Below are 18,624 nucleotides of genomic sequence, written 5' to 3' on the forward strand. Positions count from 1 at the left end.
AAAATTAAAAGTTATATTCTATGTAAAATAGAATTACTGACCTTTAACTTCTTTAAGACCGTTGTACGGTGCTTTATCACCTAATTGCTCTTCAATACGTAGCAATTGGTTGTACTTTGCAACACGGTCAGAACGGCTCAATGAACCTGTTTTGATTTGACCTGCAGCAGTACCCACTGCTAAATCAGCAATTGTTGAATCTTCAGTTTCACCAGAACGGTGAGAAATAACAACAGTAAAACCAGCATCTTTAGCCATTTTGATTGCAGCTAAAGTTTCAGTTAAAGAACCGATTTGGTTAAACTTAATTAAGATTGAGTTAGCAATACCGTTGTCGATACCACGTTTTAAAATCTTCGTGTTAGTTACAAATAAATCATCACCTACTAATTGGATTTTATCACCCATTAGTTTAGTTTGGTGTGCAAAGCCATCCCAATCAGACTCATCAAGACCATCTTCAATAGAAACGATTGGGTACTGATTAGTAAGATCTTGTAAGAAGAAGTTAAATTCTTCAGAAGTGAATTTTTTACCTTCACCTTTAAGATCGTAGATGTTTGCTTCTTTGTCGTAAAACTCAGATGCAGCACAATCCATCGCTAAAGTAATATCTTTACCTAGCTCGTAACCTGCGTTTGCAACAGCTACTTTGATTGCAGCAAGAGCCGCTTCGTTAGATGCAAGGTTAGGTGCAAAACCACCTTCATCGCCAACCGCTGTTGAATGACCATCAGCTTTAAGCACTTTAGCAAGGCTGTGGAATACTTCAGCGCCCATACGTAGGCCTTCGCGGAAGTTTTTAGCGCCAACAGGTTGGATCATGAATTCTTGAATATCTACAGAGTTATCTGCGTGCTCACCACCATTGATGATGTTCATCATTGGAAGTGGCATAGAGTAAACACCTGGTGTGCCATTTAAGTCAGCAATATGTTCATAAAGCTCAACTTTTTTAGACTGTGCAGCTGCTTTCGCAGTTGCTAGTGATACAGCTAAGATTGCGTTTGCACCTAATTTTTCTTTATTTTCGGTACCATCTAAATCTAGCATCACTTTATCAACAGCGTTTTGATCTAATGCATTTTGACCAGCTAAAGCATCAGCAATTTCTTTATTAATATAACCAACTGCTTTTAATACGCCTTTACCTAAGTAACGTGATTTATCACCGTCGCGTAACTCTAATGCTTCACGAGTACCAGTAGATGCGCCTGAAGGTGCTGCTGCACGACCCCAAGAACCATCTGCTAAATGTACGTCTGCTTCAACAGTTGGGTTACCACGCGAGTCCATAATTTCGCGACCGATTACTTTTACGATTTCTGACATCTTGATTCCTCTATATTCCCAAAATGGTGAGTTCAGCTAACTTTACTACGTTTTATATAGCTTAGTCAGCCCTTAAAACAAAAAAGCCGTGCAATATGCACGGCTTTTAAAATTACGAATTCGCTTTTTGGTGGATGTGTGCAGCTGCTACAAACCCTTCAAATAACGGATGACCATCACGTGGCGTTGACGTGAATTCCGGATGGAACTGCGCGGCAATAAACCATGGGTGATCTTTATTTTCGATAATTTCTACCAGTTTTTTATCTTCTGATAAACCAGTAAAGCTTAAGCCTGCTTTTTCAAGTATTTCTACGAAGTTATTATTTACTTCGTAGCGATGACGATGACGTTCAACAATTTCGTCGCTGCCATATACTCCATGTACTTTAGAACCAGGCGTTAAATGACATTTTTGTGCGCCTAAACGCATAGTGCCACCTAAATCAGATTTTTCGCTACGTGTTTCAACATTACCTTCAGCATCTAGCCATTCAGTAATTAAGCCAACTACCGGTGCTTCTGAATTTGCATTAAATTCTGTAGAGTTTGCATCTGTTAAACCTGCAACATTACGTGCATATTCAATTAATGCTACTTGCATCCCTAAACAAATACCTAAGTATGGTACTTTATTTTCACGTGCATATTTAGCTGCTAAAATTTTACCTTCAACACCACGTCCGCCAAATCCACCCGGTACTAAAATAGCATCTAAGTGTGAAAGTAATTCAACACCTTTGCTTTCTAAGTCTTGTGAATCTACGTATTCAATGTTGATTGTTAGGCGGTTTTTAAGACCCGCATGCTTTAATGCTTCGTTAACCGATTTGTACGCATCTGGTAATTCAATATATTTACCAACCATACCAATGGTCACTTCACCCGTTGGGTTAGACTCTTGATAAAGTACTTGTTCCCACTCAGCTAAATCAGCTTCTGGTGGATCTAAGTGAAAACGACGACATACAAAGTTATCTAATTCTTGTGTTTTTAATAACGCAGGAATTTTATAAATGCTGTCTACATCTGGTAGTGAAATAACCGCTTTTTCTTCTACGTTTGTGAATAATGAGATTTTTGCACGCTCATTATTAGGTAGTTTACGGTCTGAACGACAAATAAGAATATCTGGCTGAATACCGACTGAGCGTAACTCTTTAACAGAGTGCTGAGTTGGTTTCGTTTTAACTTCACCGGCAGGGCCTAAAAATGGCACTAGCGTTAAGTGAATAAATAGCGCGCGTTCGCGGCCAATTTCAGTTCCCATCTGACGAATTGCTTCAATAAACGGTTGTGATTCAATATCACCTACAGTGCCGCCAATTTCTACAATAGCAATATCATAACCTTCAGCACCGTCGTATACACGCTGCTTAATATCGTTAGTGATATGTGGAATAACCTGAATAGTAGCACCTAGGTATTCACCACGGCGCTCACGACGTAATACGTCTTCATATACACGGCCTTGTGTGAAGTTATTACGACTAGTCATTTTGGTACGGATAAAACGCTCGTAGTGACCTAAATCAAGGTCAGTTTCTGCGCCGTCTTCTGTAACGTAAACTTCACCGTGTTGAATTGGGCTCATTGTGCCTGGGTCAACGTTGATGTAAGGATCCAGCTTTAAAATGGTAACATTTAAACCACGGGCTTCTAAAATAGCGGCCAGTGAAGCTGCGGCAATACCTTTACCCAACGAAGAAACAACTCCGCCAGTAACGAAGATAAATTTTGTACTCATGCGAACCCTAGAATATCAGGAATTAAAAGGAATATAACACCCAAAGAAGAGCCTAAGGGTATATCATCAAGACGGGGCGAAATTGTACCAAAACACTGCTTATCAATCCAGCTAAAATTAGCTAATACGCGCACAAAAAATGTGCACTATTTAACATTAAGCCTATTTTACTTTTTTAATCGCATCCCACGCACTATCCATCTCTTCAAAGGTTGCTGTATCTAAGCTTTTACCTTGCGCATGCAAATAAGCGTTTACCTTTTCAAAACGCGCTGAAAACTTATCATTAGCGCTACGAAGCAGTTGTTCGGGATCTCGTTTAACATGGCGTACAACATTAACAGTGGCAAAAAGTAAGTCGCCGAGCTCTTCCGCTGTATGATCAGATAGCGGGTCTTGCTCAATCGCTTCTTTTACTTCAAGCACTTCTTCACTCACTTTATCTAGTGCACCATGATACGTTGGCCAATCAAAGCCAAGGGAAGCCACGCGTTGTTGAATTTTTTTGGCTTTACTTAAGCTTGGCATATTGCCAGGGATATCTTGCCAAAAAGAAGGGGATTCGGTTTGCGCTCTAGCACTTCGCTCCTGTGCTTTGATTGCTTGCCACTGCTGCGATAATTGATCGTCTGTTAGCTCTTTTTTTCCACCAAACACATGCGGGTGACGACGGGTAAGCTTATCGTTTAATTGCTCTACTAGATCATTAAAATCAAATAGATTTTGCTCTTGTGCAAGTTGCGCATAAAAAACTATTTGAAATAGCAAATCACCCAATTCACCTTTAAGCTCATCTAAGTTGCCTGATTCAATACAGTCGGCAACTTCGTACGCTTCTTCTAGCGTATGCGGCACAATAGATTTAAAATCTTGCTTGAGATCCCACGGACAACCGCCCTTGGGATCTCGCAGTGTTTTCATTATGCTAAGAAGTTGTGTAAGCGCTGTATTATCATTCATGATTAATGACCACGCTTGGCATCATGTACACCTTCAATTTGGTGTAATTTAGAAAGAACACGGTTAGTACCCGATAAGTCATGTACTTCTATTTGCATTGTAAATATAGCTAACTGATTATCTTCAACCGTATTTACGTTCATGTTTAAAACATTTACTTTTTCGTTAGCAAGTACTGAGCTTATATCGCGTATCAACCCTGAACGATCGGTGGCTTCTATTTTAATACTTAGTGCGTACGAGCCGTTAATATCATCTGACCAACTTACCGAAATAACACGCTCAGGATGCTGGTTTTTTAAGTTATTAAACGAATCACAGTCTTCCTTATGAACACCTATTCCTCGACCTTGGGTTATATAACCTATTATTTCATCGCCAGGTACTGGGCGACAGCACTTGGCTACATGGCTCATTAGGCTGCCAACACCATCAACCACAATGCCGTTTTTATCACCAGTTACTTTACTTGGTGCTTTAATGCGAATAACCGGCTCATCTTCTGTCCGATCACTTACAAAGTTAAGCATTTGATTGAGGCGAACATCGCCCGCACCAATCGCAACCATTAAGTCATCCAGCTCTTTAAAGTTAAAACGCTTAATGGCTGGCTCTAAATCTTTATATGTTAAATTGAGCTTTTGTAATTCACTGTCGAGAATTTCTTTCCCCGCACTTAAGTTTTTGTCGCGGTCGAGCTGTTTAAACCAGTGGTGGATTTTAGCTCTAGCACGGGATGATTTAATGTATCCTAATGACGGGTTTAACCAATCACGACTTGGATTTGGTTGTTTTTGGGTCAGTATTTCTACCTGATCTCCTGTTGTAAGTTGATGCGTAAACGGCACTATTTTGCCGAATATTTTTGCACCAATACAACGATGCCCCACATTTGAGTGGATGTAGTAAGCAAAATCAAGCGGTGTAGCACCAAGTGGTAAATCGATAATATCGCCGCTTGGGGTAAATATGTATACGCGATCTTCTACTACTTGGTTTTTAAGCTCTTCTGCTAAATCGCCACCATCAACCACTTCTTCTTGCCATTGGAGTAGCTTACGCAACCAGCTGATTTTTTGCTCATAACCCGAACCGCGCCCTGGTAATGCACCTTCTTTGTACATCCAGTGTGCAGCCACCCCTAACTCAGCATCTTGATGCATGTCGCTGGTACGAATTTGTATCTCTACCGTTTTACCTTCAGGTCCAAATACCACGGTATGAATTGACTGATAGCCGTTTTGTTTTGGGGTTGCTACATAGTCGTCAAACTCTTTATTAAGATGACGCCAATTGGTGTGCACAATGCCCAGCGCACCGTAGCAGTCTTGCAGGCGTTCAACGACGATACGCATTGCCCGAATATCAAAAAGCTGATCAAACTCGTAGTTTTTTTGCTGCATTTTTTTATAAATGCTGTAAATGTGCTTAGGACGGCCATAAACCTGGGCCTCTATGCCCGCTTCACTTAAACGATTTTTTACTTGCTCAACCATATCTTCCATGTAGGCTTCGCGTGTAAGACGTTTGTCGTCAAGTTGTTTGGCTATGCTTTTATAGGTGCCTGGGTGCAAATATCTAAACGATAAATCTTCCAGTTCCCATTTTAATTGCCCTATTCCTAATCTGTTTGCCAATGGTGCAAAAATATCAGCCGTTTCTTTAGCGGCAATGACGCGGTCTTCTTCATCCGCATTTTTTACATTGCGTAAATGACATACCTGCTCGGCAAGCTTAATGACCACGGCGCGCACATCTTCAACCATGGTTAATAACATTTTTCGAATATTATCAACTTGCATAGTGCCTTTACCTTGATGCGATAAAGTACTAATAGTGGCCATTTGTGCAACCCCAGTTAGCAGCATGGCAATGTTATTCCCAAGCTGCTCTTCGATGGTTTCAAGCGATATTAAGTCGTTTAAAAAATACGGGGTTAAATACGCAGTAGCTAACGATTCGGGGTCGAGATTTAGCTCAGCTAAAATTTCAACCATTTCGATTGCAGTAGTTTGCCTGCTTTCACTATCACATTTTACGCAGAGCGCTTGGGCTTTAGTAAGTAGCTCTGTTTTTTCTTCAGACAAGGCAAGAAATGAAAGCCGAGTGCTAAAATCTGTTGTCTCATCTTGTTGATGTGATTGTCGTGTAGCTACCATAATGCGTTCTACCTCCGTTGAAATAACGCCATAGTTTCAATATGCCCTGTATGAGGAAACATATTCATTAGCCCAATTTTATTAAGATCAAAGCCAGCTTGTGAAATAATTGCGCTGTCACGGGCTAAAGTAACAGGGTCACAAGAGACATATAAAATAGTTTTAAACTGCTTTAAAGGTAATTCCTCTAATACAGCCATAGCACCAGTCCTCGAAGGATCGAGTACAAGCACATCTAAGTTTTTGCTAAACCATGGGGCGCTCTGTATGCTTTGGGTTAAATCAAAGCAATGAAACTGCGCATTGGTAATAGAGTTAGTTTGCGCATTTTGAGCAGCCATTGCAACCGCTGAAGTCACACCTTCTACACCAATTACAGATTTTGCTTGTTTTGCTAACACTAATGAGAAATTACCAATCCCACAAAATAAATCCAATAAATTTTCATCACCTTTTAAATCAAGCCAATTTGCAGCTTGCTTTAACATAGCTTCGTTAACTTGCGCATTTACCTGAATAAAATTACCTAAACCAAATTCAAATTTTAGATCAAATTCTTTAAGATAATAAAATGGCATGGCTAAGTGTGAATGTTCTATTGCATCGCTCTCGCTTTGCCATACAATTTTAAACTGCTGGCTTTTTGTTATGTGCTCAACCAAAGCCTTTGTATCATCATTAATTGCTTTAGTGTGACGAATAACAACAAAGTTTTGTTTATCACTTTGGCATAACTGTAAATGGCTTATACTGTGCAGTGCTTTGTGTTGATTAATTAAATCATCAAAAAGTGTAAAAACATCTGTAAATACTTCATCAAGTACTGCACATTTATTAATACTCACAATATTTTTTGAGCCACTTGCTCTGTAACCCACGCGCATTTTTTTAGCTGCTTTATCAAACATAACAGCTATACGAGCGCTGCGTCTGTAATGCACAGGTTTACTTAATAATGGGGCTTGCCAGTTTAAGCTGTTTAATTTAGCAAACTTACTAAATAACTGAGTAACTGCAGTTTGTTTTTCTACAACTTGTTGGCTTTCTTCTAAATGCTGTAATTGGCAACCACCACACTGATTATAGTGCTCACAAAAAGCATCTACTCTTGATTCACTCGCTTTAATAACTTTAATTACTTTTGCACTGCTGTATTTAGCTTTATCTTCGACGAGTGTTGCTTTGACTGTTTCGTTTGGTAATGCACCGCTTACAAAACATACTTTATTGTTATGTTTAGCAATGCCACGCCCTTGATGATCCATTCCCGTTATAGTCAATTCTAGTGTTTGTTGCTTTAACGGTTTTTTTTTCGCTTTAAAAATTTGCGCCATTAGGCATTACCTTAACTTTATTTATGAAGCACCTATATTTAGATGCTTTAGAATGCGTGTTGAACCGTATATACTCAAGTCATACTAATAACGATAAAACGCTCTCATTATGACCAAATTAGGCTTACGCGATTCTGTTTTAACACTGACCCTGATCCCAACGGTGATCATAGGATTACTACTTGGTGGCTATTTTACAATAAATCGTTACATTGAGCTTGATGAAATTTTATATCAGCAAGGCACTACTATTTCTGAGCCCCTTGCTATTGCGCTTGAGCAACCCATGCTCGAAAAAAACAAACAGCTATTGAATCGCCTTATAAGCTACACACATAACAAGCACTCCCCTACAATTAAGTCGATTGCAATTTTTGATAAAAATAATGCGCTATTAATGACCAGTAATTATCACCGCTCATTTGAAAAGTTAATTAGTCAAAAAACGCTCATAAATTTAAAAACCACCCATGTGCAAAAGTCAGATGAGCTTGTTACATTTTTCACACCCATTATTAACCATACTAGTCACGATTCTAAATGGGACCCGTCGGCTTTTCAGTCATCTCTGGGCACCGTTATTATACAGCTAAATAAAGACCAAGCTGTTATAGGTCAACAAAGAGCTTTATTAATTAGCGGTATTGTAATTATTTTATCATTGGTGTTTGCAGCTATTTTAGCTTTAAAGTTGAGCCGCATGTTTATGACGCCGCTTAATAAGTTAGTACTTGCAACCGACAAGTTAGTTGAAGGTAAAAGAAGTACTGGCCTTAACGACAACATGATTGGTGAGTTTGAGTTACTTCGAGAAGGCTTAAACACCATTGCTCACACTATGGTGATGCAAAAAGATGAAATGCAAAAAAATATTGATCAAGCAACAAGCGACTACCGCGAAACACTAGAGCAATACGAAACGTCAAATATAGAGCTCTCGTTTGCAAAAAAAGAAGCGCAAGATGCTAACCGTGTAAAATCAGACTTTTTAGCTAAAATGAGTCACGAGCTTCGTACTCCGTTAAACGGTGTTATTGGATTTACACGCCAGCTTTATAAAACACCGCTGAATAAACATCAAAAAGATTACCTCGACACTATTATGCTCTCAGCAAATAGTTTAATGACTATTATTAGCGACATTTTAGACTTCTCCAAACTAGAAGCGGGGGCAATGGAGCTTGAGTCGATTCAGTTTCAACTTCGTGATGCTGTAAATGAAGTAATGACACTACTCGCTCCTAGCGCACACGATAAGCAATTAGAGCTATCCATTTACATTAACCAACAAGTACCGGATGACTTAACAGGCGATCCCACTCGCTTTAAACAAGTCTTAATAAACCTGTTAAGTAATGCGATTAAATTTACCGAAAAAGGCTCTATTAAGGTCGACATAAGTCATCGGTTACTCGACGACGAACGCACTTCTTTACTTGTGTCAGTAACAGATACTGGCGTGGGTATACCTATGGATAAGCAAGACTCTTTATTCACTCCATTTGGGCAAGCAGACTCAAGCATTACACGTAAGTTTGGTGGTACAGGCCTTGGTCTTATTATTACCAAGCATATTGTTGAAGCAATGAGTGGTCGTATAACGTTAAATTCTGCGCCTGGTAACGGTACCTGCTTTACATTCAATAGTGTGTTTAGTTTGCCAAATCACGTATTTACAAATGACTTACCGACTAAATCGCTCATTGGTAAGCGTATCTTATATTTAGAGCCACATGAGCATACGCACCATGCCGTACTTTCGTTATTAACCCAGTGGGAATCAAACGTTACGGCATGCTTTAACGAAACTAGCTTTTTAGACGCTATAAAAAATACTGAACATAAATATGACGTTTGCTTAATTGGCCATATGGCATCAGTTGATGATATGCAGCAACTAAAAAGCTATGTAAAAGCCGTGCGTGAATCTACTGATTACTTATATTTAATGCTTAATACTGTATCGCACAATATGCGAGAAGCCTTTATAGGCAGCGGAGCTGATGCATGTTTAAGTAAGCCACTTAATCACCGTAAGTTATGTGAAGTACTTGCAGCACCTTACAGACTTGACCACCCGACTCATAATATTGAACAAAACGATCAAGCTCTACTGCCGTTAAAAGTATTGGTTGTTGATGATAACGATGCTAATTTAAAACTTCTCCATACTTTGTTAAGTGAACAGATTGAAGTAATAGAAACGGCTCATAATGGTTCACAGGCATACAGTTTAAGTAAAAGTCATAAATACGACATAATTTTTATGGATATACAAATGCCAATTATGGACGGTATAACCGCATGTAAGCTTATACAAGAATCATCACTTAATGAAGACACACCCATTATCGCTGTAACGGCACACGCCCTTCAAAGCGAAAAAGAGCAACTACTAAAAGATGGCTTTAAAGGCTATTTAACTAAGCCTATTGATGAAGATATGCTTAAACAAATTATTAGCGACCATAGTCCACAGACTCCTGTTAATCGTGACAAAGCTAAGACAGATACACCACAAAGTCCTGCACCATTTCAAAGTAGTAGAATTGATTGGGCACAAGCCCTGCAGCGTGCTGGCGGAAAGAGCGAGTTAGCGCTAGAGATGCTTAACATGCTACTTTTAAGTGTCCCTGAGACCCTTACATTACTTGCTAAAGCAATAGAGAGTAACGATTGCCAGCAAGTGTTAAGTATTGTCCATAAGTTTCATGGTGCATGTTGTTACACTGGTGTACCTAAACTTAAATCACTCGCAGAAACAATCGAAACATCGCTTAAAAATAAATGCTTGTTAGAGAATATTGAACCTGAATTATTTGAGTTACAAGATGAGCTTGAAAACCTACTTGCAGATGCAAGTGTGACCGAACTGCAAAGATAAGCTTTGAATTTTAGATACAAAAAACGCGGTATTTACCGCGTTTTTTAATTAAGCTTTTTAAATGCTTATGTTTGCTTATCTTACATTCTTGCTTCAATCATTAATCGTTTCATGTCACGTACGGCTTTATCAAGCCCATCTATCGCTGCACGAGCAATAATAGCGTGACCAATATTTAGCTCATAAATCTCAGGCATTGCAGCGATTGGTTTCACGTTATGATAATGAAGACCATGGCCAGCGTTAACAATCAAACCTAAGCTTGCTGCGTATTTTACACCTTCACGAATGTGCTCTAACTCTTTGTGTAAATCAGTATCATTTGTTGCATCAGCGTACGCGCCTGTGTGTATTTCTACATAAGGAGCACCACATTCTTTGGCTGCATCTAACTGTGCTTTATCTGCATCAATAAATAGCGATACTTTAATACCCGCTTCGGTAAGCGTTTTTGTTGCTGCTTTAATTTTATCTATATTACCGGCTACGTCTAAGCCACCTTCGGTTGTTAATTCTTCGCGCTTTTCAGGTACTAAACACACGTACTCAGGTTTTACTTCAAGCGCTATTTTTATCATTTCATCGGTAACAGCGGTTTCAAGATTCATACGAGTTTGAATGGTTTTAGCCATTACATAAACGTCGCGATCTTGAATATGGCGTCTGTCTTCACGTAAGTGAATCGTAATACCGTCTGCGCCTGCATGCTCTGCTACACTGGCTGCATGAGCTGGATCTGGATAGCTTGTTCCACGCGCTTGGCGAAGTGTTGCAATATGATCTACGTTTACACCCAAAAGAATATCTTTCATTTTCTTACCTGTAAAATTACGTTTATTGAGAGGCCATAAATAGCTCGCGGCTTTTTAATGGTTTACTACCTAATAAGGGTTTTAATAAATAGCGACTTAATTGCTTTGCCATATATAGCACATCATTTTGGCTAAAGTCATGATTTGCTATGGCGTTGAGTTGTTTGCCACTAAATCCAGAACGTGTATCTTCTTGTACTAAAAAACCAAGTTCGGGGAAATAACTATACGTCTGCTTTTCATCTATTGGTTCACCACTGGCGTCAAAACTAAAATCCACGCCATAACCGAGTAATTCCAATAGTTGAAACTCGTATGAGCGAAGCACCTCTTGTAAATTAGCCCCGCTGTTTAGGTTTGATAGATGAGTTTTATATAGCTCAAATACTTGTTCAATTGGCTCGTTAACAGGAACGATACGATTTGTAAGCTCATTTAAATAAAAACCACAATAAAGCTCATCACCTTTTAAAAAGTGCGAGTTCCCATGCAGTTCAAACTTATTGATATATTTTAAATCGTACTTGCCACTGTAATTAACAAGCAGTGCCTGAAACGGCTGAAGTTGTGCTTTATGTTTAGTGGCCTGGCGACCACTAATTCGGGCCAGCATTCTTAACTGACCAACGCCTTCTACAAGCATATCTAACATTACTTGGGAGTCACTATAAGGACGCCGATGTAATAAATACGCGGTGTAGAAGTCGCTATCCATTCACTAAGCTACTGCTTGGTCTAGTCTTCACTGTAACCTAAGCTTCTTAGTGCACGTTCATCGTCAGCCCAACCCGACTTAACTTTAACCCAAAGCTCTAAAAACACTTTGTTATCAAGCATTTCTTCTATGTCTTTACGGGCTTCACGGCCAATGGTTTTTAGCTTTTCGCCTTTATTACCAATAACCATGCGTTTTTGTGTTTCGCGCTCAACAAGAATTAACCCGTTGATATGCCAAATACCGTTGTCTTGCCATTTAAACTGCTCAATTTCAACAGTTACAGAATACGGCAATTCTTCGCCCATAAAACGCATTAGTTTTTCACGAATTACTTCAGCTGCCATAAAGCGCATTGAACGGTCAGTTACATAATCTTCTGGAAAGTAAAATTCGCAAGGAGGTAAGCGTTTAGTTACTTCTGCTTTGATTAAATCAACATTTTTACCTTGCGTTGCCGATACTGGCATAATTCCAACAAAATCAAACTTGTCACTTAACCACTTCATATGAGGCAACACAAGGTCACGGTCTTTAACTTGGTCTATTTTATTAATAACCAATAATACCGGCTTACCACTTTGCGATACTTTATTAAGTACCATGTCGTCATCGGCATTCCAATGAGTGCCCTCAACTACAAAAATAATAAGCTCAACATCGCCGATAGAACTAGACGCGGCACGGTTCATTAAACGGTTAATCGCACGTTTTTCTTCAACGTGTAGACCTGGTGTATCTATGTATACCGCTTGGTGTTTACCTTCGGTATGAATACCCATAATACGATGACGCGTGGTTTGTGGTTTACGTGAGGTAATACTCACTTTTTGCTCAATAATTTCATTAAGCAAAGTCGACTTACCTACGTTTGGGCGCCCTACAATAGCAACCATTCCACAAAACGTATCTACATCACCTTCATGAGGCTGTATTAGGGTATCAAGGTTCATTTTTAAGTATCTTCAATGCTTTTTCAGCAGCTTTTTGTTCGGCTTTACGGCGCGAGCTACCTACAGAAATTATGCTATCCATTCCATCAACAATACATTCGACCGTGAATGTTTGATTGTGTGCTTGGCCTTTGGTATCAACCACAGTGTAACCCGGTAAAGATAATTTACGGGCTTGTAAATACTCTTGCAGCAGGGTCTTCGGATCTTTTTGGTTAAGCCCTGGTGAAATAGCATCTAATCGTGATTCGTACCATGACAATATAAGATCGCCACAGCTATCAATACCTGAATCTAAAAATGCAGCGCCAATAATAGCTTCTACTGCATCAGCAAGCGTTGACTCGCGACGGAATCCGCCACTTTTAAGCTCGCCCGGCCCTAAGCGTAAATAATCGCCTAGGCCAAATTCAAGACCAAATTCGGCAAGTGTTTGACCACGCACAAGCGTTGAGCGCATGCGGCTTAAATCGCCTTCACGCGCTTTAGGAAATTTGGCATAAAGTGCATTGGCAATCACAAAGCTTAAAATAGAGTCGCCTAAAAATTCTAGTCGCTCATTATGCTGGCCTTTGTGGCTGCGGTGCGTCATTGCTTGCTCAAGTAAACCTTGATCGGCAAATTCATAGCCAATTTTTTTATATAATTCTGTTACATTTTTTTTCATCGTTACTGAATATTACCTAGGCGCTCAAAGCGAACACCAGTTGGAACCCATCCTGGTAAAATATCATCAGGGCCATTCTCAAATTCAAAACTCATCCATATAAAGACAGCTTTACCCACCAAGTTTTCTTTTGGTACAAAGCCCCAAAAGCGACCATCTTGGCTGTTGTCGCGGTTATCACCCATCATAAAATAATGATCAGCAGGAACAGTCCATTCATCAGAAGGCGTGCCCGGTTGCTGGTAGTAACGCCCTTTTCTCTCAGGCGCTTGTGGGTTGATTAATATATCATGCGTAACTGTTGTTAAATTTTCATTTACACGAGCTAGAGGCATTGGGCCTTGTTTAAATTCGTTATCATTAATTAGTTTAAAATCAATTTTATTGAATTCATTACATAAAAGCTCACCCTGCTGGGTTTCGCCTTCTTTACAATTTGGCTGAATATATAAACGTTTATCGCGATAAACAATTTTATCGCCAGGTAAACCAATTGTACGTTTAATATAGTCAACATTTTCATCTAAAGGGTATTTAAAAACAACAATATCACCACGCTCAGGCTGCCCAATATCAACTAATTGAGTACGCCAAACAGGGTCTTTTATTCCATATGAATACTTTTGTACTAAAATAAAATCACCTACTAATAATGTAGGCATCATTGAACCGGATGGAATTTGAAACGGTTCAAAGATAAATGATCTAAAAATAGTAATTGCTGCAATCATCGGGAAAATCGACTTTGCTGTTTCTGTTAGTACTGGTTCTGGTGCAATTAATGCCGCCGTTTCTTCATCTAACGGAGCTCCAGCAGACGTTTGCGCTATCGCTAAGCGCTCCTGTCTTTTAGGTGCATACATTAAGTGATCTATTAACCATATTAAGCCTGAGCCTAAAGTTAATAACACCAATAAAACTGAAAAATAACCAGCCATTTATAATCCTTTGTTTTTATTTGCCAACTTTTAAAATAGCTAAAAACGCTTCTTGAGGCACTTCAACATTACCTACTTGCTTCATACGTTTTTTACCATCTTTTTGCTTTTTAAGTAGCTTTTTCTTACGGCTCACATCACCACCGTAACACTTAGCAATTACGTTTTTACGTAATTGTTTTACCGTGGTACGGGCAATAACATGTTGTCCGATAGCAGCTTGAATCGCTATATCAAACATTTGACGTGGGATAAGCTCTTTTAACGCATCAGCTAACTGGCGACCACGAGACTGTGCACCATCTCTGTGAACAATTATCGCAAGTGCGTCAACGCGCTCACCATTGATTAAAATATCAACACGCACCATATCTGATGTTTGAAAGTGTTTAAAGTTATAATCAAGCGACGCAAAACCACGGCTAGTTGATTTTAATTTATCAAAGAAATCCATCACCACTTCAGCCATAGGTAGCTCGTACGTTACAGCTACTTGCTTTCCGTGATAAGTCATTTTTGTTTGGCTACCACGTTTTTCAATACACAAAGTAATAACGTTACCTAGGTATTCTTGTGGTACCAAAATATTAGCTTCAACAATCGGCTCTCGAATCTCTACAATATCGTTTACTGCAGGTAAATCAGATGGATTATCAATCTGAAATGTACCTTCTTTAGTAACTATCTCATAGATTACCGTAGGTGCTGTTGTAATTAAATCAATATCGTATTCACGCTCTAAACGCTCTTGAATGATTTCCATGTGTAGCATACCTAAAAAGCCACAGCGGAAACCAAAGCCAAGTGCAGTTGAATTCTCTGGTTCAAAGAATAACGACGCATCGTTTAAGCTTAATTTATTAAGTGCATCACGGAACGATTCATACTCATCTGATGCAATTGGGAACATACCCGCATAAACCTGAGGCTTAATTTTTTGAAAGCCAGGTAAGCGAAGTGGAGCTGCATTTTTTTGATGAGTAATAGTGTCACCTACTGGCGCACCATGTATCTCTTTAATACCAGCAATAACAAACCCTACTTCACCTGTTCTTAAAATACCGGTGTTGGTTTGCTTAGGAGTGAACACACCTACTTGGTCAGCAGTATGTATATGCTCGTTCGACATTATTTTTATTTTGTCGCCAGTGCGTAATTCACCGTGCTTAATACGCACTAGTGATACAACGCCTTGGTATGGGTCAAACCAAGAATCGATAATAAGTGCTTGTAAAGGTGCATCTTTGTCGCCTACTGGCGGCGGTACATCTTTAACGATCATTTCAAGAACTTCGGCAATACCTACACCTGTTTTAGCGCTACACTGCACTGCATCAAGGGCATCAATACCAATAATCTCTTCAATTTCTTCTGCAACACGTAAAGGATCCGCTTGCGGTAAATCGATTTTATTAAGTACTGGAATTACTTCTAATTCCATTTCAATAGCGGTGTAACAGTTAGCTAGTGTTTGTGCTTCAACGCCTTGGCCTGCATCAACAACAAGCAACGCGCCTTCACAAGCAGCTAAAGATCGTGAAACTTCATACGTAAAATCAACGTGTCCTGGAGTATCAATGAAATTAAGTTGGTAGGTTTCGCCGTCGTTCGCTTTGTAATTCAACGTTACACTTTGCGCTTTAATGGTAATACCACGTTCGCGCTCAATATCCATTGAATCCAAAACTTGTTTTTGCATTTCACGGTCGGTTAAACCGCCACAAACTTGGATCAAACGATCTGAAAGGGTCGATTTACCATGGTCAATATGGGCGATGATCGAAAAATTACGGATATGCTTCATAAACTGGATTCTATACTTCTATTTTAATGGACTAAATATGAATACCTAAGTGACTTGAAAATACTTGCTTTAGGATGCCATAAGCTAAATTTGTATATAACAAACTGTACTTACGCTTTTTAAGATGGGTTACAACCATTTTATGTATTGAATAACAATAAGTTATATTTACTTAACTTAAATAATTCAGCCAGATAAAATAATTTAAAAAACCACGATTCCCTGTATTTCCAAGTTACTTTGGTATAAAACGGCAATTTTACATTTAATTGGCGTCAATCACCATCTATTTGAGTTAAAGGGATACTAATTGGGTGAATTTTTATAACTTTTATATCGTGCTTTAGAGATTTCACGCGAGTTTTAGCTATAAAAAAGCCAGTAACACCACCTAGAGCAGCAGCTAAAATCTGCCAGCCTTCGGAAGCTATAAACAATTGCGCCGCAACAAATGCAAAAACAAGACTCAAAAGGAGCGGTAGCATGTAAACCGCAAAAGCATGCTTAACGACATGACTATCATCTAGTGACAAAGTGACCTTTTGCCCTATTTCTACTGAGGATTCAAATTTATAAGGAAAGGTTTTTTTTGCAGTGCCAAATAATTTACTAAACACTTGTGAGCCGCAACGACCATTGCAGCCTTCACAAGCTTGTTTTTGCTGTGCTTCTAAATGAGCAATGTGGCCATCGAGGGCCACAACAGTGAGGGTTTGTTCAATCATAACAATCCTTACGGAATCGTCTATAGTGCGCGGGTAACTGACTCTGCAATCGCTTTTGCGGTCATACTCGGTACATTACCAACAACCGATACATCAAAATTACCGCCATTATGCACATATACTGTCGTTGCACCAGAAGTGAGTGCTCCACTTAAACGCTTACCTGGTAATGGGCGCTGAATAAATACAGAAACCTCAACAAAACCATCAGAGAACAAGTAATAATCAGTTAATTCGTTATTTAAATCGAGCTTATGTCTGTCTGATTTTAGCAACTCAAAGCCATCTGGTAACCAACTGATTTTCCAATTAGTGGCAGTACTATCTTCATTTATAAGTGCATTGTTTGGCAAAGGCGTTGGAAAGTTTCGATTGAGCACTTCAACTAGCATACCGGCTGGCTGCTCTGTCACACTAATATGTGTAAGCTGTAACTGCTCTAAGGCTTCACCTTCATGGTTAACGTACGCGGCTTTTAGTAACAACGACGATTCCATATCCAACCAAATCCAGTAATTATATTTATACTCGTCTTTAGATTCAATGCGAACAAGTTGCGCTGCACGCCCTGCAATACGCCCTTTTCCGCCTAGTACAAAATCATAGTGCGCACTTAAGCGATCTATATCTTTAAAAAGTACTTCAGGGATTGGACCTGCTATTGAATCTGTTTTTAGAGAATATGGTTCAGACTGAGGTTCAAAATAAGTAACTTGATTATCGATACGGACCATTTCAAGCCCAGCACCGTTAAGTAAACTTAAATGCTCAAGTTCGGTGTCACCTTGTAAAGCATGCACCCATCGGTAAGGTTCCATTGTTTTACCTTTGACAACCACAAACGAAGCGTCAAAATTACGGGTGTGAACGGCATTAGCCATTTTGAGTAATAAATCTTTGGCAGGATTTGTGTCGTTGGCAAATGCATTAAAGCTTACTACCAACGACAGAACAAAAGTGATTACTTTCATTTAATTAGTTTTTTTCCTCAGACGCTTTGGTATTAGTTTGCGCTGTTTCTAAAGAATTCGCAACTCGTGCTTGGCGTTGATGCTCAAGAACTAACGCACCAATACGCTGTTGCTGTAGTTCACGTAAACCTTGCTCAGCATTTTCAAGCGCAGGCTCAGACGAATAACTTACTGGCGAGGCCATACCTGCTAGCGGTGTGGTTTGCAGTAATGGAATTTCACTTTGCTGCTCATTGTTACTTTGAGGAAGCGTATTAACGCCCACAATAGCAAACATCGCTACACTTGCTGCAATAGCTAATTGGGCAACTGGTTTGCGCCAATTAAAAGCGACTACTTTATTATCTTGTACTGTTTCAGTCATTGCTTGAGGCTGTGTTTTTGACTGACTAAAGTCAGCATAAACAGGCTCGCTTTCTAGTGCTAATGCAACGCGATCGCTAATATCAATATGTATGTCGTTATTATTTTTTTGAGCACGCATCGCATCACCAATTAACGCATAACGGCCAAACGTAGTTACATCTTGCTCTGCAATTTTTGCATCAGTTAGATGTTGCTCGCCATCAAGTAATGCCGATAACGCTTCGTTATCTAACTTGTTAAGGTGTGCTTTTGTCATA

At 39.4% G+C, this 18,624-nt stretch carries 15 protein-coding genes; 1 reads left to right on the top strand and 14 read right to left on the bottom strand.

Annotated features, from left to right (window positions below):
- Nucleotides 1–33: 33 nt before the first annotated feature.
- From eno to rlmD, 5 genes are all read right to left on the bottom strand, one after another.
- Nucleotides 34–1,332 (bottom strand): phosphopyruvate hydratase, encoded by a 1,299-nt coding sequence (gene eno, locus GQR47_RS03575; protein WP_002958706.1) that lies wholly within the window; start codon nucleotides 1,330–1,332, stop codon nucleotides 34–36.
- Between the two features lie 112 nt (nucleotides 1,333–1,444).
- Complete coding sequence (locus GQR47_RS03580) at nucleotides 1,445–3,079, bottom strand: CTP synthase (protein WP_033020682.1); 1,635 nt, start codon at nucleotides 3,077–3,079, stop codon at nucleotides 1,445–1,447.
- 162 nt (nucleotides 3,080–3,241) lie between these two features.
- A complete protein-coding gene (gene mazG / locus GQR47_RS03585) occupies nucleotides 3,242–4,039 on the bottom strand; it encodes a nucleoside triphosphate pyrophosphohydrolase (protein WP_024594978.1) in 798 nt (265 codons plus the stop codon).
- 2 nt (nucleotides 4,040–4,041) lie between these two features.
- Complete coding sequence (gene relA, locus GQR47_RS03590) at nucleotides 4,042–6,198, bottom strand: GTP diphosphokinase (protein WP_024594977.1); 2,157 nt, start codon at nucleotides 6,196–6,198, stop codon at nucleotides 4,042–4,044.
- An 8-nt stretch (nucleotides 6,199–6,206) separates the two neighbouring features.
- Nucleotides 6,207–7,532, bottom strand: a complete 1,326-nt coding sequence (gene rlmD / locus GQR47_RS03595) for a 23S rRNA (uracil(1939)-C(5))-methyltransferase RlmD (protein WP_024594976.1) — start codon at nucleotides 7,530–7,532, stop codon at nucleotides 6,207–6,209.
- A gap of 109 nt (nucleotides 7,533–7,641) precedes the next feature.
- Between rlmD and barA the strand changes: the two genes are divergently transcribed.
- Complete coding sequence (gene barA / locus GQR47_RS03600; RefSeq protein WP_024594975.1) at nucleotides 7,642–10,416, top strand: two-component sensor histidine kinase BarA; 2,775 nt, start codon at nucleotides 7,642–7,644, stop codon at nucleotides 10,414–10,416.
- Between the two features lie 80 nt (nucleotides 10,417–10,496).
- Here barA and pdxJ read toward each other — a convergent pair whose 3' ends face one another.
- The 9 genes from pdxJ to GQR47_RS03645 all read right to left on the bottom strand — a co-directional run bounded on the left by pdxJ (nucleotide 10,497) and on the right by GQR47_RS03645 (nucleotide 18,623).
- Nucleotides 10,497–11,228, bottom strand: coding sequence for a pyridoxine 5'-phosphate synthase (gene pdxJ / locus GQR47_RS03605; protein WP_002958712.1), 732 nt, complete (start codon nucleotides 11,226–11,228; stop codon nucleotides 10,497–10,499).
- A gap of 22 nt (nucleotides 11,229–11,250) precedes the next feature.
- Nucleotides 11,251–11,943 (bottom strand): DNA repair protein RecO, encoded by a 693-nt coding sequence (gene recO / locus GQR47_RS03610; protein ID WP_002958713.1) that lies wholly within the window; start codon nucleotides 11,941–11,943, stop codon nucleotides 11,251–11,253.
- A 20-nt stretch (nucleotides 11,944–11,963) separates the two neighbouring features.
- Nucleotides 11,964–12,896 (bottom strand): GTPase Era, encoded by a 933-nt coding sequence (era, locus tag GQR47_RS03615; RefSeq protein WP_002958714.1) that lies wholly within the window; start codon nucleotides 12,894–12,896, stop codon nucleotides 11,964–11,966.
- Nucleotides 12,886–13,563: a ribonuclease III gene (rnc, locus tag GQR47_RS03620; RefSeq protein ID WP_002958715.1), complete on the bottom strand. Its 678-nt coding sequence runs from the start codon at nucleotides 13,561–13,563 to the stop codon at nucleotides 12,886–12,888. The genes era and rnc overlap by 11 nt, the downstream gene beginning before the upstream one ends.
- Before the next feature lie 2 nt (nucleotides 13,564–13,565).
- Nucleotides 13,566–14,501 carry a signal peptidase I gene (gene lepB, locus GQR47_RS03625; protein WP_002958716.1) on the bottom strand — a complete coding sequence of 312 codons (936 nt, stop codon included), beginning with the start codon at nucleotides 14,499–14,501 and terminating at the stop codon, nucleotides 13,566–13,568.
- A 16-nt stretch (nucleotides 14,502–14,517) separates the two neighbouring features.
- Nucleotides 14,518–16,305: a translation elongation factor 4 gene (gene lepA / locus GQR47_RS03630; RefSeq protein ID WP_002958717.1), complete on the bottom strand. Its 1,788-nt coding sequence runs from the start codon at nucleotides 16,303–16,305 to the stop codon at nucleotides 14,518–14,520.
- A gap of 275 nt (nucleotides 16,306–16,580) precedes the next feature.
- A complete protein-coding gene (locus GQR47_RS03635) occupies nucleotides 16,581–17,030 on the bottom strand; it encodes a SoxR reducing system RseC family protein (protein WP_024594973.1) in 450 nt (149 codons plus the stop codon).
- A 20-nt stretch (nucleotides 17,031–17,050) separates the two neighbouring features.
- The gene (locus GQR47_RS03640) at nucleotides 17,051–18,001 is read right to left on the bottom strand and encodes a MucB/RseB C-terminal domain-containing protein (RefSeq protein WP_024594972.1); all 951 of its coding nucleotides are present in this window, start codon (nucleotides 17,999–18,001) and stop codon (nucleotides 17,051–17,053) included.
- Between the two features lie 4 nt (nucleotides 18,002–18,005).
- Nucleotides 18,006–18,623 carry an RseA family anti-sigma factor gene (locus GQR47_RS03645; RefSeq protein ID WP_165723565.1) on the bottom strand — a complete coding sequence of 206 codons (618 nt, stop codon included), beginning with the start codon at nucleotides 18,621–18,623 and terminating at the stop codon, nucleotides 18,006–18,008.
- Nucleotide 18,624: the final 1 nt, after the last annotated feature.

Origin of the sequence: Pseudoalteromonas sp. Z1A2 (assembly GCF_011378755.1) — a bacterium.
In the GTDB taxonomy this organism is placed as follows: Bacteria; Pseudomonadota; Gammaproteobacteria; order Enterobacterales; family Alteromonadaceae; genus Pseudoalteromonas; species Pseudoalteromonas distincta.

What these genes read in the sequence shown, in the direction of transcription:
- eno (WP_002958706.1), bottom strand. Translation starts at nt 1,332, where the DNA reads ATGTCAGAAATCGTAAAAGTAATCGGTCGCGAAATTATGGACTCGCGT.
- GQR47_RS03580 (WP_033020682.1), bottom strand. Translation starts at nt 3,079, where the DNA reads ATGAGTACAAAATTTATCTTCGTTACTGGCGGAGTTGTTTCTTCGTTG.
- mazG (WP_024594978.1), bottom strand. Translation starts at nt 4,039, where the DNA reads ATGAATGATAATACAGCGCTTACACAACTTCTTAGCATAATGAAAACA.
- relA (WP_024594977.1), bottom strand. Translation starts at nt 6,198, where the DNA reads ATGGTAGCTACACGACAATCACATCAACAAGATGAGACAACAGATTTT.
- rlmD (WP_024594976.1), bottom strand. Translation starts at nt 7,532, where the DNA reads ATGGCGCAAATTTTTAAAGCGAAAAAAAAACCGTTAAAGCAACAAACA.
- barA (WP_024594975.1), top strand. Translation starts at nt 7,642, where the DNA reads ATGACCAAATTAGGCTTACGCGATTCTGTTTTAACACTGACCCTGATC.
- pdxJ (WP_002958712.1), bottom strand. Translation starts at nt 11,228, where the DNA reads ATGAAAGATATTCTTTTGGGTGTAAACGTAGATCATATTGCAACACTT.
- recO (WP_002958713.1), bottom strand. Translation starts at nt 11,943, where the DNA reads ATGGATAGCGACTTCTACACCGCGTATTTATTACATCGGCGTCCTTAT.
- era (WP_002958714.1), bottom strand. Translation starts at nt 12,896, where the DNA reads ATGAACCTTGATACCCTAATACAGCCTCATGAAGGTGATGTAGATACG.
- rnc (WP_002958715.1), bottom strand. Translation starts at nt 13,563, where the DNA reads ATGAAAAAAAATGTAACAGAATTATATAAAAAAATTGGCTATGAATTT.
- lepB (WP_002958716.1), bottom strand. Translation starts at nt 14,501, where the DNA reads ATGGCTGGTTATTTTTCAGTTTTATTGGTGTTATTAACTTTAGGCTCA.
- lepA (WP_002958717.1), bottom strand. Translation starts at nt 16,305, where the DNA reads ATGAAGCATATCCGTAATTTTTCGATCATCGCCCATATTGACCATGGT.
- GQR47_RS03635 (WP_024594973.1), bottom strand. Translation starts at nt 17,030, where the DNA reads ATGATTGAACAAACCCTCACTGTTGTGGCCCTCGATGGCCACATTGCT.
- GQR47_RS03640 (WP_024594972.1), bottom strand. Translation starts at nt 18,001, where the DNA reads ATGAAAGTAATCACTTTTGTTCTGTCGTTGGTAGTAAGCTTTAATGCA.
- GQR47_RS03645 (WP_165723565.1), bottom strand. Translation starts at nt 18,623, where the DNA reads ATGACAAAAGCACACCTTAACAAGTTAGATAACGAAGCGTTATCGGCA.